This is a genomic window from Bremerella sp. P1, from assembly GCF_028748185.1.
GTDB lineage: Bacteria > Planctomycetota > Planctomycetia > Pirellulales > Pirellulaceae > Bremerella.
In genome coordinates this window covers 1,906,077-1,923,384 of sequence record NZ_CP118164.1, presented here as the reverse complement: position 1 = coordinate 1,923,384, position 17,308 = coordinate 1,906,077, and the positions used below count along the sequence as shown (strand labels likewise).

At 52.9% G+C, this 17,308-nt stretch carries 14 protein-coding genes; 5 read left to right on the top strand and 9 right to left on the bottom strand.

Annotated features, from left to right (window positions below; translation table 11 throughout):
- Positions 1-4 precede the first annotated feature (4 nt).
- The 9 genes from PSR63_RS07880 to PSR63_RS07840 form a co-directional block, all read right to left on the bottom strand.
- Positions 5-1,054 (bottom strand): sugar phosphate nucleotidyltransferase, encoded by a 1,050-nt coding sequence (locus PSR63_RS07880; RefSeq protein ID WP_274332203.1) that lies wholly within the window; start codon positions 1,052-1,054, stop codon positions 5-7.
- Positions 1,051-1,764 carry an acylneuraminate cytidylyltransferase family protein gene (locus PSR63_RS07875; protein WP_274332201.1) on the bottom strand — a complete coding sequence of 238 codons (714 nt, stop codon included), beginning with the start codon at positions 1,762-1,764 and terminating at the stop codon, positions 1,051-1,053. Before PSR63_RS07875 ends, PSR63_RS07880 begins: the two co-directional genes overlap by 4 nt.
- Positions 1,736-2,935: a UDP-N-acetylglucosamine 2-epimerase gene (gene neuC, locus PSR63_RS07870; RefSeq protein WP_274332199.1), complete on the bottom strand. Its 1,200-nt coding sequence runs from the start codon at positions 2,933-2,935 to the stop codon at positions 1,736-1,738. The genes PSR63_RS07875 and neuC overlap by 29 nt, the downstream gene beginning before the upstream one ends.
- Positions 2,929-3,933: an N-acetylneuraminate synthase gene (gene neuB, locus PSR63_RS07865; RefSeq protein ID WP_274332198.1), complete on the bottom strand. Its 1,005-nt coding sequence runs from the start codon at positions 3,931-3,933 to the stop codon at positions 2,929-2,931. The genes neuC and neuB overlap by 7 nt, the downstream gene beginning before the upstream one ends.
- Positions 3,930-4,571 carry an acetyltransferase gene (locus tag PSR63_RS07860; RefSeq protein WP_274332197.1) on the bottom strand — a complete coding sequence of 214 codons (642 nt, stop codon included), beginning with the start codon at positions 4,569-4,571 and terminating at the stop codon, positions 3,930-3,932. Before PSR63_RS07860 ends, neuB begins: the two co-directional genes overlap by 4 nt.
- A gap of 1 nt (position 4,572) precedes the next feature.
- On the bottom strand, positions 4,573-5,748 hold the full coding sequence (locus PSR63_RS07855; RefSeq protein WP_274332195.1) for a LegC family aminotransferase: 1,176 nt from the start codon (positions 5,746-5,748) through the stop codon (positions 4,573-4,575).
- Positions 5,745-6,752 (bottom strand): NAD-dependent 4,6-dehydratase LegB, encoded by a 1,008-nt coding sequence (locus tag PSR63_RS07850; protein WP_274332193.1) that lies wholly within the window; start codon positions 6,750-6,752, stop codon positions 5,745-5,747. Before PSR63_RS07850 ends, PSR63_RS07855 begins: the two co-directional genes overlap by 4 nt.
- A 93-nt stretch (positions 6,753-6,845) precedes the next feature.
- Positions 6,846-8,165, bottom strand: a complete 1,320-nt coding sequence (locus tag PSR63_RS07845; protein ID WP_274332191.1) for an ABC transporter ATP-binding protein — start codon at positions 8,163-8,165, stop codon at positions 6,846-6,848.
- Complete coding sequence (locus PSR63_RS07840; RefSeq protein WP_274332189.1) at positions 8,166-9,008, bottom strand: ABC transporter permease; 843 nt, start codon at positions 9,006-9,008, stop codon at positions 8,166-8,168.
- Between the two features lie 629 nt (positions 9,009-9,637).
- Between PSR63_RS07840 and PSR63_RS07835 the strand changes: the two genes are divergently transcribed.
- From PSR63_RS07835 to PSR63_RS07815, 5 genes are all read left to right on the top strand, one after another.
- The gene (locus PSR63_RS07835; RefSeq protein ID WP_274332188.1) at positions 9,638-10,165 is read left to right on the top strand and encodes a sigma-70 family RNA polymerase sigma factor; all 528 of its coding nucleotides are present in this window, start codon (positions 9,638-9,640) and stop codon (positions 10,163-10,165) included.
- Positions 10,162-11,832, top strand: coding sequence for a FecR domain-containing protein (locus PSR63_RS07830; protein ID WP_274332186.1), 1,671 nt, complete (start codon positions 10,162-10,164; stop codon positions 11,830-11,832). Before PSR63_RS07835 ends, PSR63_RS07830 begins: the two co-directional genes overlap by 4 nt.
- 159 nt (positions 11,833-11,991) lie before the next feature.
- The gene (locus PSR63_RS07825; RefSeq protein ID WP_274332184.1) at positions 11,992-12,927 is read left to right on the top strand and encodes a DUF1559 domain-containing protein; all 936 of its coding nucleotides are present in this window, start codon (positions 11,992-11,994) and stop codon (positions 12,925-12,927) included.
- Between the two features lie 73 nt (positions 12,928-13,000).
- Complete coding sequence (locus PSR63_RS07820) at positions 13,001-13,432, top strand: hypothetical protein (RefSeq protein WP_274332182.1); 432 nt, start codon at positions 13,001-13,003, stop codon at positions 13,430-13,432.
- Between the two features lie 71 nt (positions 13,433-13,503).
- Positions 13,504-17,226 (top strand): DUF1553 domain-containing protein, encoded by a 3,723-nt coding sequence (locus PSR63_RS07815; protein ID WP_274332180.1) that lies wholly within the window; start codon positions 13,504-13,506, stop codon positions 17,224-17,226.
- Positions 17,227-17,308: the final 82 nt, after the last annotated feature.

Sequence of the window (17,308 nt, the reverse complement as noted above, 5' to 3'; positions counted from 1 at the left end):
TGAGCTAGTGCCCGCGTGCTTGCGCAAGTTGATCGGGTAAGCCAACGTCAATCCAGTCCGCAATCTCGAAGGCGCCTAGCCGATGAGAATTCTGGATTGCATCGTTAAGGATGTCTGTGAAGGGCAGGAAACGAGGGGTGACAGCTCGCGTAACTTCGGGGTCCACCACGTAAATGCCGGAATTGATTGTTGTCCTGTGAATTGGCTTTTCGGCAATGGAAACGACTTGGCCATCTTCGATTTCAAGACAGCCAAATGGGATCTCGTGGGAATAATTACGAACACCGATGGTGATGTAGTTTTCGTGAGAATGATGAGCCCGAATCATTGCTTGGGCGTCGAAGTCGGTCACCAAATCTCCGTTCATGACCAGTAAAGGATCTTGCAGTTCATATGGTCTTAGCAGTCCGAGAGGTCCTCCGGTTCCCAGTGGCGACTCTTCGTAGAGCAGAATGATCTCGCAGCCAAATTGACTGCCGTCACCAAAGTATTCCTCGATCTGTTCAGCGAAGTGATTGACCGCGATGAAGATCTTTCGAATACCTGATCCGACCAACAGCAAGACAATCCGTTCCAGAATCGGTCGACCGGCGACCTGGATCATGGGTTTGGGCACGTTCGCTGTTATTTTTCCAAGCCTTGTTCCTTTGCCGCCTGCTAAGATCAACGCTGCATTGGGAAGGACTTGTGGTTTGATCACCTCGCTCAGTAGGTGAATTCCACGTATCTGCATTTCGTCGTCAACGATGGGGAGATGCTTTAGCCCTAGACTTTGCATCAAATCAAGTGCTTGAGCACGGGTGGCTCCCTCTGGAACCGAGTGAAAAGAACAAGAAGTAAAAGGCAACACAGGATCAGATAGGTCGGATCCGCGAAGTATTGCTCGCCGCAAGTCACCGTCGGTTACCACACCGATGAGTGTCGATTCTCCTTCAACGACCAACGCTATTTGAGCGGAAGCTTCATCAACGACACGCATGGTTTCGATGATGCTTGCCGAGGGATCGACAAACATTCGTTTGAGTTTGGAGTCTTCGAGGTACTGTGCGTTCATTCCGCTGGACAATCCTGTTGAGCAATTGAATGTGCCTTCGTGCGTCTCGACAGAAGCATTTCGCAAATCTCGAAGTCAAGCAGAGAGTCGATGTCCCACGATCGTTCGTCTGACATGATGTAGGGAGTTGTTCGAGTCGTATAAAACGACCGAGCTTTCACAATTTCGTGCGTTAATCCCATATAGATGGCACCGTTTGGGACGTACACGGGCTGCAATTCTTGGCGGTTTCTGACCAGTGGTGCATCGTCGTAGGGGATTAAGAATCCTTCCGCATTCATACGAACGAGCCAATTGGGATGGGCCTTGACCTGCCGTACGGAAACGCAGGAGGTTGCTCCTGTGTTGGACCACTTTGCAAACGCGTCTTCGATGTCTTGGCTACAGCGTAGCGGCGAGGTTGGTTGCAAAAGGGTAACGACTTCTGACTCTTCCACGCACGAAAGGGCATGCAGGAGAACGTCGATACTCGAGGAGTCGTCTTGGGCAAGCTCAGATGGGCGCAGGAATGGGACCTCTGCTCCGTGCTGCCGAGCAATCGAAGCAATTTCTTTATCATCCGTTGATACGATTACTCGATCGATACAGGCACACTCGAGAGCGGCATGGATCGTCCAAGCGATCAAAGGGTATCCCGCAAGGTCCCGAATGTTTTTCTTCGGAAGACCTTTGCTTCCCCCTCTAGCTGCTATCAGCGCAATGTTTCGCATGTTCATAGCAATCAAAAAAGGTTTTGTCGGTTTTCAGGTCTTCGTCTGTCAGATTCTTCAGTGCTTTTACGATCTTGTCGGACGCGCCCCCAACGCCAAGTGGGTTTTCGACGCGTTCACACACGGAACGGAAGTCCGGTGTAAGCGCCTTGTGAATGGAGGCGAGAATCTCAGTCGAATCGGCCGGACAATCGATGATCGACGCGCAGCGTACTCTGCCGTTTTGTCGATCTCCGATATTGACCGTGGGCGTATGAAATGTTGGTGCCTCGAGGATTCCACTGGAAGAGTTTCCAACGACGGCGTCGACTTCTCGCATTAACGACCAATAACGAACTTGGCCGAGAGACGTAAAAACGGCTGCACGCGACGCGTTTTGCTCAACAAACTGATCGATACGCTGCGAAATCTTGCGGCCACCGGTGTCCGCGTTAGATCGGGAAAAGACGATGCGAACCGTATCATCAAGGTTGCTGAGGGCTGCTAGTAATGCGTCCGCATCAAGCTCGACTTCAGTCGATTTTGATGTTTGTGGATGATAGGTTACGAGAATGCTCTTTGCGCCAAGAGAGAATGCTAATTGAGCTTCCAATTCTCTTCGCGTAAGTAGCTGGGTTTCAACGATATTATCAACACCCAGGCCGCCTACACACATGACGCGTGAGGGGGATTCCCCAAGTTGTATCACGCGTTGCCGGTAGGGTTCTGCGGCAACGAAATGAACTGTCGATAACTTGGTGATCGCATGACGAACGCCATCGTCAAGCGATCCTGTCGTGACTTCTCCACCATGGATATGTGCTACAGGCGTGCGGAGATAATAGGCTGCCAATACAAACGAAAAGATCTCAAATCGATCGCCGAGCACAAGGACGATATCAGGGGACAGGCTCTGCAAGGCGTCTGACGCGGAAATGACTCCGAGTCCCATGCTCTTGGCAACACCGATGTCTGAATCGGATGAGACCAGCATTTCAACCTTGGAGTCGATCTGGAATCCATCTTCTTCAATTTGTTGACATGTCATGCCAAACTCAGGAGACAGATGCATCCCAGTCGCCACAAGCTGCAGATCTAAGTCGTTGTCGTTTTGCAGTCGGGTTAACAGGCCAACTAACAAGCCATAATCGGCTCGAGATCCCGTTACGACGCAAACCCTGCGTTTCACCATTGGATTAATTCGTCTTCCAGGTATTCTCGTGTAGATTGGCGGCCCATCAGGTCATCCCAATGGCTGGACGGAATTCCCGTTCCAGGTCGCTTCACTGCTAAATTGTCTGCGGAAAAAACTTCGCCGATGCCAATGGGTCGTCGCGCGACAACCGACTTGCGAGCGATCTTCTTCAGGGGTAGCTCACTTGGCGACGGTCGCTTGATTCCGCTTCCCATGGCGGATTCAACGCTGCGGATTGCTCGTACCATCGCTGAAAATTCTGTCGGCTCTAAACTGGCAGCGTGATCCGGGCCTTCCATGGAGCGGTCGAGGGTGAAATGCTTTTCGATGACTTGCGCTCCCATTGCGACGGCGGCAATGGGGATTTCAATCCCGCGCGTATGATCGGAATATCCCACGGAGACTTGAAACGCATCCTTGATGGTTTGCATTGCCCGTAGATTGACGTCCTGCATCTCCGTTGGATAACTCGATGTGCAATGAAGGACGATAATTTCCGAGCGTGGATTGCCTGATTCCTCCAGGACTTCTAACGCAGTTTCGATTTCGCCCAGGGTTGCCATTCCCGTCGATAGCAAGGTGTGTGAGGACACTTGCCCGACTTTCCTTAAGTACGGGATGTTGGTTAACTCGCCCGATGGGACTTTGAATGTCGTCAATCCCAGTGAAGAAAGTAGCTCGATACTGGGAAAGTCGAAAGGAGATGAAAGGAACTCGACGCCAACCTGCTCGCAAAACTGAAGTAGCTTGACGTGACTGTCTTGGTCCAGTTCAAGCTTCTGGAGCATGGCAAGATGCGAGTTGTTGTGCTGGGTTCGCTTTTGATAGTCTGCCAATTCCGTCCCGCTCGAGGCTACTTCACGAGCAATGAACGTTTGGAATTTGACAATGTCAGCGCCAGCGTCTTTCGCTGCTTCAATCATTTTCATCGCCAACGCCAGATCCCCGTTGTGATTGACGCCAATCTCCGCAATGATTTTTGTGCTCGTCATCATGGCCTCGTCGCTTCCCAGTCAGATTGTCCGGCTTGGACGATCTCACCATCTGAGACGTCTCTTGCGATTACCGCTGCTGCGCCAACGATTGCCCGGTTTCCGATCTTCCGCTGTTGGTAAACAATTGCTCCACTCCCAACAAAAGATCGGTCACCCACGCGGACTTCGCCATTGAGTACCGAACGCGTGGAAATATGACAGTGGTCGCCTACCGACGCGCCGTGCTCAATGATTGCACCGGAATTGATGATGCAATTGTTTCCAATCTTGGCACCGGCATTGATGATCGCCCCGTGCATTACCACCGTGCCCTTGCCGAGGGATGCATGCTGGGAAACAACCGCGGAACTCGCCACGATGCTTGGCATTTCAGTTCCCAATGACTGGAGTTTCTGGAAAGCTAGTTCTCTCGCTTCGCACGACTTGATTTGTCCGATGGCGACAAACGCACTTCGAGACGGGGACAGCAACTGCGACAACTCTTCATCGGTCCCAATGACGGGGTATCCAAGGACGCTTCGTCCCACCTCGTCTGGTCTGCCAACCAGACCGACAATATTCCACTGCCTGGTACTCTCAACCACTTCGATACAACTTTGGCAGTGCCCACCGGCTCCTACTAAAAGCAACTCCTTCATATCACGCGTATTCCTCTTGCATTAGCTTCGGACCGCTTGGAAGGTTTATCAGCCGAGGAACGATTGCGTTGGTGACATCAAGCGTTGTTGAAGGGCAACTTGAGTACATCGGAAGCTGGTTGAGCGGAATCCAAGCTGGGCGAGCCAGAATCCCTTGCTGATTCAATTGGTGAAGAACACTGTCTCGCGAATTCGAGGCTTCTTCCGACTTTAGAATGATTGTTTGTAGCCAGTAGTTGCTACGGCAGTGCTCAGGTTCTTCAACCAGTTGAATGTCTTCTAGCTTTGTTAGTGTGGCCTTGTATTTTTGAAAGAGTGTTCGTTTGCGTTCCAAGAATTCCGGAAGAGATTCAAGCTGAGCACAACCTAGCGCCGCATTGAGGTTGGGCATGCGATAATTGAATCCGATTTGATCGTGAAAGTACTCCCAGGGATGAGGTTGTTTAGCTGTTGTTGTTAAGTGTTTGGCTCGCTTCTGAAGTTCTTCATCCTGTGTCAGAATTGCTCCTCCCGCACCACAAGTGACGACCTTGTTTCCATTGAAGCTAAGGATTCCAGACTCTCCGAAAGTGCCTGTATGGCGATCCTTGTAATAACTTCCAAGTGACTCAGCCGCGTCTTCAACAATAGGAATTCCAAACGTCTTTCCTACTTCACAAATGGCTTCAATGTCGCAGGGGTGTCCAAAAGCATGGACGGGCACGATTGCTCCAGCTCTTCGCCCTGTGGCTTTGTTAATCCAATGGCTGCCGGTTCTTACAAAATTCTGCTCCAAGTGTGCCGATAGTACACTAGGATCCAATCCTAGATTCGTTCGCTCGATGTCAATGAAATGGGGGATTGCCCCACAATAGGCTACGGCATTGGCCGTTGCTACGAAGGACAGCGAAGGCATGAACACTTCGCAATCCTCGGATACTCCGGCCAGGAGCAAGGCAACGTGTAATGCGGAAGTTCCATTGACGGTCGCTACCGCAAAGTCGGATCCCGTGAACTCACAAAGCATCTCTTCGAATCGGTCGACGAACGAGCCGACCGTCGACACCCAACCCGAACTGATGCATTCATGGACGTATTTCGATTCGTTGCCAATGAATAATGGTTCATGCAAGGGGCAGGGGGGGGAGACGATGTCCTTGATCGCCTCGATAAGATGTTCAGCGATGAGACTGTTCATACGTTGTAGATCGATGCCTTGTAAGAGGCTAAGTTTTCTTCAGCCAAGAACCATTCGGCCGTTTGTGCGAGACCTCGTTTTAACCCTTCGATCCCGCCATATTCCGGCTGCCATCCAGCCAGCTCTAACGCCTTGCTGTTGCTTGCACAAAGTCGAAAGACCTCGCTCTTGGCTGGACGAAATCGATCGTCGTCTTGTTCGACGGTGATATCAGCCTCCATGACTTCCCCGATCAGCTTTGCCAGGTCTCCAATACTGATTTCAAAACCTGATCCAACGTTTACCACCTCGCCAAGCGTGGCATCTGCGTTGCCGACCGACATAAAGCCCGAGACCGTGTCAGCGACATAGTTGAAGTCTCTTGTTGGAGCCAAATGTCCTAGGCGGATATCGGTCTTACCGGAGGCAATCTGGGAAATGATTGTTGGGATTACGGCTCGAGCCGACTGCCTTGGGCCATAGCAGTTAAACGGACGAACAACTGTCACTGGTGTTTCAAACGACCGGAAATACGATAGAGCGAGTTGATCCGCACCAATTTTGGACGCTGCATAAGGTGACTGCGCCTGGAGAGGATGTTCCTCAGTGATCGGAACTACCTGTGCAGTTCCATAGACTTCACTTGTCGAAGTATGAACGACACGTTGAATGTCGTTGCGCCGGGCTGCCTCGAGGACATTCACGGTTCCCGAGATGTTGGTATCCGTATAGCTTGCAACGGCTCGATAACTGTAAGGAATCGCAATCAGAGCTGCCAAGTGATAGACGACATCGATTCCTTCCATCGCCTCGCGAACAGAGAAGGGGTCTCGGATATCACCTAGATAGGGTTCGAATTGCCCTTTGACGTCTGGCTCACATCGATCAAGCCAGCCCCATGAGTTCAGAGAATTGTAATAAATGAATGCTCGAACATCGAAACCTTGCCGAACCAATGATTCGGTCAAGTGAGAGCCGATAAAACCATCCGCTCCTGTTACCAGTACACGCGTTCTTGAGCTCATCGACTTATCGATCTCCTCGCCGGATGTGTGTTGGCGATGCAATCATGGGGGGTACTCGTAGGGAAAAAGTGTGTGCTAGGTCGTCGCTTGCGACTAACGAGTTCGGATTGCCGCCTGCATGTTCTCTTCTCGTTGCACAGTCCATTTCTGAGAGCAACGAACAGGCGGACGTACATCAAATGACTGATGAAACTGGGCGTTGTCGTCGTCTTCCAATTCCATATTGGGGACGACTTCCAGCTGGCCAACGGTCGTCCAGGAAAGCAAGTCCCTTCCGATACCGGCTCCACGAATGTGAATGGACAGATCGTAGGTGCCTGGGAGTAAGGGGAGGGACTCAATATCGCAGGACACAGAAACCTGTTCACCCTGGCTGATTGATACATCGGTTCCCTGATAGGCCGTATTGAGCTCGCAAAGAGCGTTGCCGCGATGGGCGATGCGTACTGCGATTTGTAGGTTTGCCGTTATGGACTCAGAGCCGATCTCAAAGCTTAGATTGAAGGGGGACGAAAAGCGTACGCGTCGATCGATGTTGAGGGGCAACTCATTGAGCGAAATCGAACGCACTTCGATACCGTAATTCCCTTTAGCGGGCAGGTGATAGAGGTCGCCTTGGTCAGGCGACATGTAATCGTCGAGGACCGATTGCGGAGGGCCATCACCGTGGACCGCGCCATCGCGGAGCCAAATGCATCGCGAGCACATTTGCTTGACGGCACCTGCGTTGTGGCTAACGAAGAGAATCGTGCGTCCATCCCGGGCAATGTCAGACATCTTACCCAGGCATTTTTTCTGAAACTCGTGATCCCCTACCGCGAGGACTTCATCCACGATGAGAATTTCAGGTTCGAGAAATGCGGCTACGGCAAATCCAAGTCGAACTTGCATCCCTGATGAGAAACGCTTGACAGGCGTATCGAGGAACTTCTCTGTGCCTGAGAACTCGACGATTTGATCAAACTTTCGTTTCACCTCGGCTCGCTTCATGCCCAGCACGACACCACTGAGATAGATGTTCTCACGGCCAGTAAGCTCTGGATGAAAGCCGGTACCGACTTCGAGAAGTGAGCTGATTCGCCCCCGAACTCCAAAGCGACCTGCCGTTGGCTCGGTAATACGTGAGAGGACTTTGAGGAGCGTGCTCTTGCCGGCTCCGTTTCGGCCAATGATGCCGACGACTTCTCCTTCCTGGATGTCGAAGTTCAGGTCACGAAACGCCCAGAACTCAGCGGCTGAAGGAGAGGCGGTATCAGGCTCTGTCTTACTGAGAGCACGGAAGGCTCGCGCGGGGGCCGTGATGGCCGAACGCGCACAACCAGAGATCAACTCGGTGAGACGATGACGGTAATGCTGGGTACCGATCTTGAATTTCTTTCCCAGCCCTTCGACTCGGATCGCGGGATTCTGCATTTAGATTCGATCCGAAAAAAAACGTTCCATCCGGCGGAAGTACATCATGCCTCCGATCAGGATGACAAACATACAACCGAAAGAGATTGCCATCGGGCCAAGTGCCGGGGGAGCGGTGCCCAGCAACGCCCAGCGAAAACCTTCCAGGGCACCAACCATCGGATTAAGTGAGTACAACCATCGCCACTGGGGTGAAACCATCGAGGCTTCGTACACGGTGGGGCTGGCCAATAGACCAATTTGCAACATGAAGGGAACGAGATACTGAACATCCCGATAGATAGCATTGAGCGCCGATAGCCAAAGCGATATGGCGAGTGAGCACATGATGATGATCATGATCATCAGCGGTAGAAGAAGAATCGCCAGCGTGGGAACGACCTGGTACCACGCCATGACGATGAGCAGCATGCAAAACGCGATGCTGAAATCGACCAAGGCTACGGCAACGGATGACAGGGGCAGAATGATCTTGGGGAAATAGACCTTAGTGACCAATTGTTGGTTGATCACAATGGACTGGGTGCCCGAAGTTACCGTCGACGCAAACAACTGCCAAGGAATCAAACCGCACAACGCGACAATCGCGTAAGGCAGGGAGCCATCCGTTGGAGTCCCGCCGGAAACGCGGAAGAAGAAACTGAATACGAGCATCATGGCCAGGGGCTGAATCAAGGCCCAGGCAATGCCGACGAATGTCTGCCGATAACGGACCTTCAGGTCACGCAGGGCAAACATCCAAATCAGTTCGCGAAACCGCCAGACTTCTCGTATATCGATCAAATCCCACCGATGACGTGCACCGTGATACTGGAGATCGTTCTGTACTTCGCCGGAAGACATCGTTGCCGAGGGTTCGCAATCGTTAGGTCAGTCAAAAGAAGTTCCTTCCTACTTACCTGATGGCAAGCTGGGCGGGACTTCAAACGACTGAGTCTAAGAGGCAACTGTTAAGGATGTGTTAGCGCAGTGATGGTGGAGCGTGAATATAGACGACGATCATGTGAGACCCGTTTTCAGCAGAGGTCGGCAAGATCTAATTGTCTCAAAGGATTGCGGTTGGTGCTGTAAGTCATTGCTTGTAAAAGGTTTGTGGTGGAATGTGTCCGCAGTAGAACCCATGGAACTCCACCCTCTTAGGCATCCTTGATCGTCTGGGAAGTGCCTCTCTAGCGTGTTAATGATAGGTAAACACTGGTCTGTGATCAGGTTTGTCCGTTAGTTTCCGCATCCCCCGGATCCGTCGAGTTGGGCCGAGCGAGTAGGTGATGAATCCGACGCTGATTCGATCGCTTCGTGCAAGTTTGAATGGATTTTTTTGTTGGAAGGTACAGTCTCAAGTAACGGATTAACAAGGAGTTACGTTGTTTTTCTCGGTAGCTTGGTCTCCGGTAAGTGTAAGTTTTTAGATTTTCCAGCGAGAATTGATTGGTCTCAGGATGACTCAGGTGTAAGGCAAAGGCGGAGTACCCGTGAAAATCACCAGGCAGAATGAAGAGTTCGTTCGTTTGTATGCCAAGGACGAAGGTCGCTTGCGGCGGTATGTCTGCGCGCTGGTGCCCGTTATGGCCGATGTTGACGACATTCTCCAGGAGACCGCAATTGCCCTGATGCGGAAGTTTGATCAATACGATTCGACTCAACCTTTCTTTAACTGGGCTTGCCGTTTCGCTCTGTATGAGGTCTTGCAGCATCGAAAGCGAGCCAAGACGCGAAGGCGTCATTTTTCGGAGGAAGTGGTCGAGGCGATCGCTGCCGAATATCAACAACATCAGCAGTTGTCCGAACAGCGAAAAGCGGCCCTCGCCGGATGTCTTCACAAGTTAGAAGATCAGGATCGACGATTGGTTGAGTTGCGATACTTCAGCGAAGAAACAGTGGAAAGCCTGGCCCAGAGAATTGAAGAGCCAGTGGCGAAGCTCTATCGTTCCTTGGCTCGAATTCGATACCTGCTCGCTGCCTGTGTAAAAAAGTCGCTTGCTGCGGAGGGCACATCATGAGTGAAGTGAACCCTAACGACAATCGTCAATTGAGCGATCTGATCGCGGCTCTTATCGATGGATCGATTACCGATGAGCAATTCGATCATCTCGACCAACTTCTTCAAGAAGATCCCCAAGCGAGACAACTCTATCTAGACGCATTGCAAATCCATGAGGACTTGCCGGAAGTTGCTTTTCAGGCAAGTGACGAATCATTCGCCGAGCTCGCGTCGCGTGACGATCGAACAACCACCATCCGAGACTCAGGCATTACCCTGTGGCAATCAGGGTTGGCAATCGCCATTTTGCTGCCGATCGCCTTTTTCGTCGGAACCATGCTTCCGTTGGGCACAAACCGTGTCGTACAAAGCCCAGGCTCCCAACTCGCGAATTCAGAGCGGAGTTTCCAACAGCAGAAAGTCAGCGGCGTACAGTTCGCCAACCTGGCCCATGCTCGATTCTTCGGTGAAATGCCTCCCAAGATTTACTCTTCCCCGATGCAGCAGCGCGACTATGTGTTGATGGAAGGGATGGTGGAACTCGCTTTTGCGAAAGGCGCATCGGCAATCATTGAAGGACCGGCAGTCTTTCGCGTTGTGTCCAGGGAGAAGCTTGCTCTCGATATCGGGCGTTGCAGCGTGCATGCTCCGGAAGGCGCCGAAGGCTTTTTGGTCGAGACGCCTGAGGTAAACGTCGTCGACCGAGGGACGCGGTTCTCTGTCCATGTCCTGGAAGACAATGCCACCGAGGTGCAAGTTGTTGAAGGTGCCGCGGATATCTACGGAAAAGAGACGACTGCTAAAGTAGACGTTGACGGCTCCGGACTGCGTCTTAATTCTACGGATGCTCGACGGTTTTCGCATGTCGATCCCCAGGTCGCAGTCGCCGTTCCCTTCAAGGCCGATCAGTACAAACGGTATCTGCCTGATCGAGTCGTCTCTTACGAAGCGACGATGTCTGAGGATGGTCGCGCCGATGAATTGGTCAGCGTTCAGGTTCAGCGCGGTGGCAAGCGGTACGATTACCCTGTTGAGGATCTCATTGGCTCCGAAGTTACGCATTTTCATGCCCAGGACAGCCATGGCTATCTCATCGGAGATCGCCAATTGCCGGGCGTTCATAAGAGTTTGGCCTCGGATCGAAGCATCCGTTCTGGCGTCATCAATATCGGTGGAAGCCGGCAACCGCTAACCGAGAGTCCTCGCCTCATCGGCAATGATGAAGCAGGGCAATATGGAACGCCTGGAATCGCGGTTCGATTTGACCGACCGGTTAAGAACGGGCCTGGAGCAGACGTTGTCTTCTTCGAGCTTCAAATGTTCTCGAACCCGCTTGTCGGAGATGCGTTTCATATCAGCCCGCTCGAGTTTCGAGAGGGTTTGCATTCGCACACTATTACTTCTTACGACCTTACCTTGGAGTCGCCAGAAGCACTGCAAGTGCAGACTCTTTACCTGCAGAAGTTTGACAAAGTTCCCCGTTCGCTTGCCGAGTTGGAAGCGTTCCCTTCGACTCCCGTGGTTCAAGCGGTCAAATTCCACGCGATCGCCGTGGGCATCGACTTGTCCGATCTGGGTTGCGAAGAGGGAGCCGCTGTCGATGGATTGTTTTTCCAAGACGCCTTGAACGATGACGACATCGTCGACCCCACGTTTATCGCAGGGTTTCCGGAGGTTGAATCTTAGCGTGAGCCTTTCCCGGTTGCGTGTTGGTAACACCTTGTCTCCTGTTTGCTCACTTAGCACTAATTGTGGCTGAAGACCGAACACATCCTTTTTACATTTCCGGCCAGCCTTCACTTCCTGTTTGTCATGCCTTTTTCCCGCCTCGAAAGTACGCCATTTATGCATCAATCATTCTGCCGATCACGTAAGTCCGGTTTCACACTTGTCGAACTTCTGGTGGTCATCGCGATCATTGGGATTCTCATCGCACTTTTGCTGCCGGCCGTGCAACAGGCCCGCGAAGCCGCGCGTCGTATGCAATGCTCGAACAACCTCAAGCAGATGGGTCTTGCCTGCCACAACTATATGGACATCAGCCAGGGCAGTTTCCCGCCCGGTTCCTACTACAAGCTGCAGTCTGGCCAGTGGGACTCGCACGGTTGGGCCGTGGCCATTTTGCCTTTCATTGAGCAGAACGCGTTGTACGATCAGTACAACTTTTCACTGAATCCCTTGGCGGCCGCGCATCAAGATATCCGCCGAACGGTCGTCGATGGTTACATCTGTCCCAGTTTCAATGGCGCTTCCACCAATACGTCCGGCTCGCTCTTTTCCGATGGAGCCCTGTTCACCTACCAAGGTATCGCTGGTGTCTATTTCAACGATTCCACTCTCGATCAGAACCTACCGGGCAATGCAGGGCATGGGATGATCACCTCCAACGGTGTCTTTCGGATCAATGGCGAACGCCGTGCCGCAGATATTGTCGATGGGCTGAGCAACACCATCATGATTGGCGACTATACGCACAGTGATCGTACTGGCGTGAACAGCGGATTTCCTGGCAATGTGCGCGTCTGGATTGCGGGGACGACCAGTACCGTCAACGGCGCACTTTACAACTTGAAGATCATTTACGAAGACACCATCAATTCCCGTCGTGATCGAAACGATGGGATTGCGTTCAATCACCTTCCGTTTACCAGCAAGCATCCCGGTGGTGCCAATTTTGCTGCGGCCGATGGCAGCGTTCATTTCCTGCCAGAGACCATCAACTTTGATGTTTACCGGGCGGTCGCCACGATCAATGGTGGTGAAACGCACTCCATTCCTTAAGCCTACCTGACACCTTGCCACTTAATTTGAAGACTTCATCATCGTGCCTCATCGATGATTTATGGAGATCCATATGCGTTTATTCAGCTTACTGTTTTTGGCTTCGACTGGTTTGATGCTCTGTTCCGGTTGCTTTGGACAGCAGGGATTAGAGACCGCACCTGTGACAGGTGTTGTTACCTACAACGGCAAGCCACTTCCTTATGGACGTGTTAGTTTTCGTCCCCAGGCCGGCTCGCCAGCAACCGGCGAGATCCAATCCGATGGCAGTTTCTCGCTCTCGACCTATGGAAGCAGCGATGGAGCTATCGTCGGAACGCATCAGGTTTCGGTCACCGCAACCGAAGCCGATGCGGGCACCATGGCCGAGACCGCCGCGAATACCGAAATGGCGGTGCCCAAGTCATTGATTCCGAAAAAGTACACCAGCTTCGCGACCAGCGAACTCACGGCAGAAGTTGTATCCGACGGTGAAAATCAATTCACGCTGGAACTGAAAGACTAAGACTCGACTTTTTGCCACGCCTTGCCCGCCAACCACCTCCCACCATGAAGACGATTTAGGAAGGCCATCCTATGAATCTTATCCGTGCAACCTTGATTCTGTGTTTGCTACTGGCGACATGGAACACATCGCTTGTGATCGCAGAAGAGCCTGCGGCAAGTTGGGAATTTGGAACTGAAGAGGAGACACCACTGCGATCTGTTGGTGGTGTCCATCGTGATGTGCCGGGGCCCCGGCCGCCAAGTTTTCCCGATTTTCCGGTCAATAATACGGCCGTCGAATTTGACGGAAGTGGTGCTCGCTTCGTCTTTTCCGATCCCGGTGAACTCAGCCCGTTTGATTTCACCAACGGAGACGAGATTACCCTGGAAGCATGGGTCAATGTCCGCGAACTACGCGAAGGGGAAAATACCTATGTGATTGGTAAGGGCCGAACGAATCGCGCTGGTTTCGCTCGAGACAATCAAAACTGGGCTCTCCGTATTCGACGTCTTGATGGCAAAGCGTGCGTGAGCTTTCTCTTTGCCACGCCAAACTCTGCGAGCGGCCAAGGCCATTGGCATCGCTGGACATCACGCGGTGGTTTTGTCCCTCGTAGCGGTTGGCACCATGTTGCCGCAACCTATCGGTTTGGCGAACCGAAAAGTGTTGGCACTTGGATCGACGGACAGAAGGTGGATGGCTTCTGGGATATGGGTGGTGCAACCGAGAACGCGCCGATCGTCGATAATGACGAAATCTGGATCGGTTCGTCGATGGGAGGCGCATCAACTGCGAGTTTCCGTGGTGGACTCGACTCGATTGCCATTCATCGCGAGATTCTGAGTGACGAGACGCTGAAGAAGCGTTTTCGATTTGAGGGCGAGCGAAAGATTATCGGTCCCGCACCGGAAACGATGCCTGCACTGGGTTTCCTTACCCCCAACGAAGTTCAGGTGACTTTTCATGAGGATTTTCCCGCCCATGATCGATGGTTGATGACAGACGAGTCTTTCCCCGATGTCGCGGCGCGGTGGACAGGCAAGTCATTCTTGCTCGACCAACTTCCCGTGCGATACGACGACTGGGGAATTCGTACCGCCTGGAAAGCTCCTGTGGTGATTCGTATGGCAGGCGATGTGATGCTCCCTCAAGGCGAGCATACGCTACTTTTACGTGCCCGAAGTATGTCGCGGGTATGGGTCGATGGCAAGCTGATTGCGAAGACGGCACCTCTTTCGGGTTCGCCGGATGGCGAAGAGGAAATTACTCCGGTCTCGGAACCGCCTGCTCCAGGGCATCGGCCGAAGTGGCATCGCTGCAAGGAAGTCAAAGAGACCGTCTCGATTGAGAAGGCAGGGCCGGTCCGAGTCGTTGTGGAAGCGATCGCCGGTGGGAAGCGTTTTCGACCAGAGCCTGGTGAACTGACCGTGGCGATCAGTACCGATGGCGAAGAGACCTTCTCGGTATTGCGTCCGGTGAACCTGGCAGGTGATCCGCTCCCTTTGACAGACTCCGCTGTCGAGGCCGAACTGGAGCAAATTGCGGCTTCCATGTCGCGGCTCAATACGAAGAACCGCCACGTTGCTGCTGCGCTTCAAGATAAGCGATGGGAGGAGCGACACGAGCAGGGCCGCGACTGGGTTGCTCAGAATCCGCAGCCGACCATTCCAGCGGCAGCGGCTGAAGTGAAGCACCCGGTGGACGCCTTTATTGTGGCTCGCATTGAAGAAGTAAAAGCCACCCGTGGCGATACACCAATGTCGGAATCGGATCACTTTCATTCCAAGGTGCTTCCCATTCTTCGCAGTGAGTGTTTTCGATGTCACGGTGAGAAGGATAAGGGAGGTCTTTCGCTGAATGATCGTGAACTGGCTGTGCTGGGAGGTTTTTCCGGCGAGCCGGCCATCAAACCGGGCGATCCGCATGCCAGTGAGATGATTACTCGTATGCGAAGCAAGGATGAAGAGACGCGAATGCCACCGACAGGGAATCCTGTTCCGGAAGCGAAAATCCAGATACTCGAAAAGTGGATCACCGATGGAGCAAAGTGGCCTCAGCCATCTGTGTCGGAAGATCGAACCACGCGGGCCCCAGTCGTGAATGATGCCACGTTCATTCGCCGGGCTTACCTCGATACGATCGGGGTCGTCCCGTCCGAGGCCGATGTCAGTGCGTTTCTAAAGGACGACTCCCCTGACAAGCGAGAGAAACTGATCGATCGCTTACTCGCCGATCCTCGCTGGGCGGACCACTGGGTCAGCTACTGGCAGGATCTGTTGGCCGAGAACCCGACGATGATCAACGCGACTCTTAACGCAACGGGGCCCTTCCGCTGGTTCCTCTACGATTCGCTTGTCGATGACAAGGGGATCGATCGCATGGTCACCGAACTGATGATGATGCGAGGCAGTGGACCCGAGGGAGGTAGCGCGGGCTTCGCCCAAGCAGCCCAAAACGATTCGCCGTTTGCTGCCAAGGGACATGTCGTCGCGAGTGCGTTTTTGGGGGTCGAGATGCAATGTGCTCGATGTCACGACTCGCCCTATCATTCCACAACCCAGCGTGATCTCTATTCGCTCGCTGCCATGTTCGCTCGGAAGTCGGTGACCGTGCCCAAGTCGAGTACGGTTCCACCAGGTTTCTTTGAAGACAAAGAGCGAGAGTCGTTGATTGAAGTCACCCTGAAACCGGGCGAGCCTGTAACGCCGACATGGCCCTTCGCCAAGTTGACAGGTGCCGATGACAACGAGCAGTTGTGGAGCTTAATGCAGAATAAGGAGGATAGTCGCGAGAAGCTGGCGACGTTGATCACCGCACCGCAGAACACGCGGTTCTCACAGGTGATCGCAAACCGCGTTTGGCGCCGGTTGATTGGTGCGGGCCTTGTCGAGTTGCCATACGACTGGGAAGGCAATCCGCCGAGCCATCCGGAGCTACTCGAGTGGCTGGGCAAGGAGCTTGTGGCCAACGATTATGACATTAAGCACCTTGTGAAAGTGATCATGATGTCAGATCTCTATCAGCAGGAAGCGATCGGCGAGAATCTGACTGCCGAGCCAGCTCAGCGTCTGTTCAATGCCCCGGAACGTCGCCGTATGACGGCTGAACAAATTGTCGACTCCTTGTATGTCGCTACAGGGCATTCCATGGATGTCGAAATGATGACGGTCGATCCTGATGGGCGGCGTGCAGCCGGTAGCCGGAATAACTTCGGTACTCCGCATCGCAGCTGGATGTTCGTCAGTCTCTCGAATGAACGTGATCGGCCGAGCTTGACGTTTCCCTATGCGGCGATGGTTACGGAAGTGCTCACGGCGTTTGGATGGTCGGCCGATCGTCAGGCACCCAAGACGGACCGTGAAACCGATCCGAATGTGCGTCAGCCAGCCGTTATGGCGAATAGTAGCCTGACCATCAATTTGACGAAAGCCGCCTGCAATTCCGAATTGGCTGATTTGGCGGTGGAGGCGAAATCGGTCAATGCCTTGATCGATTCCGTCTTCTTGCGGTTCTTAAGTCGATACCCAACGGCCGAGGAACGATCGCTATTTCATGAGAGACTAGCCGATGGCTTCGCCGATCGCCTGGTTCCGCCGAGTGAAGTGGTGCCGCCGCAGCCCTGGGAGCGGTTGCCGCAGGTCACGTGGTCCAATCACTTGCGATCGGAAGCGAATACGATTCAGCAGCAACATGCCAAACGCGTTCGTCAGGGCCCGCCTGCCGATCCGCGTCTTCAGTCGGACTGGCGGATGCGCTACGAAGACTTTGTCTGGAGTGTCGTCAACCTAAAGGAGTTCGTATGGATGCCGTAGCGTTGATGGTGTTTCGCGAGTACTTCCTACAAAACAATGAAGACCGATAGAAGGATAAGTTTTATGAATAGCCCAGCTTTAA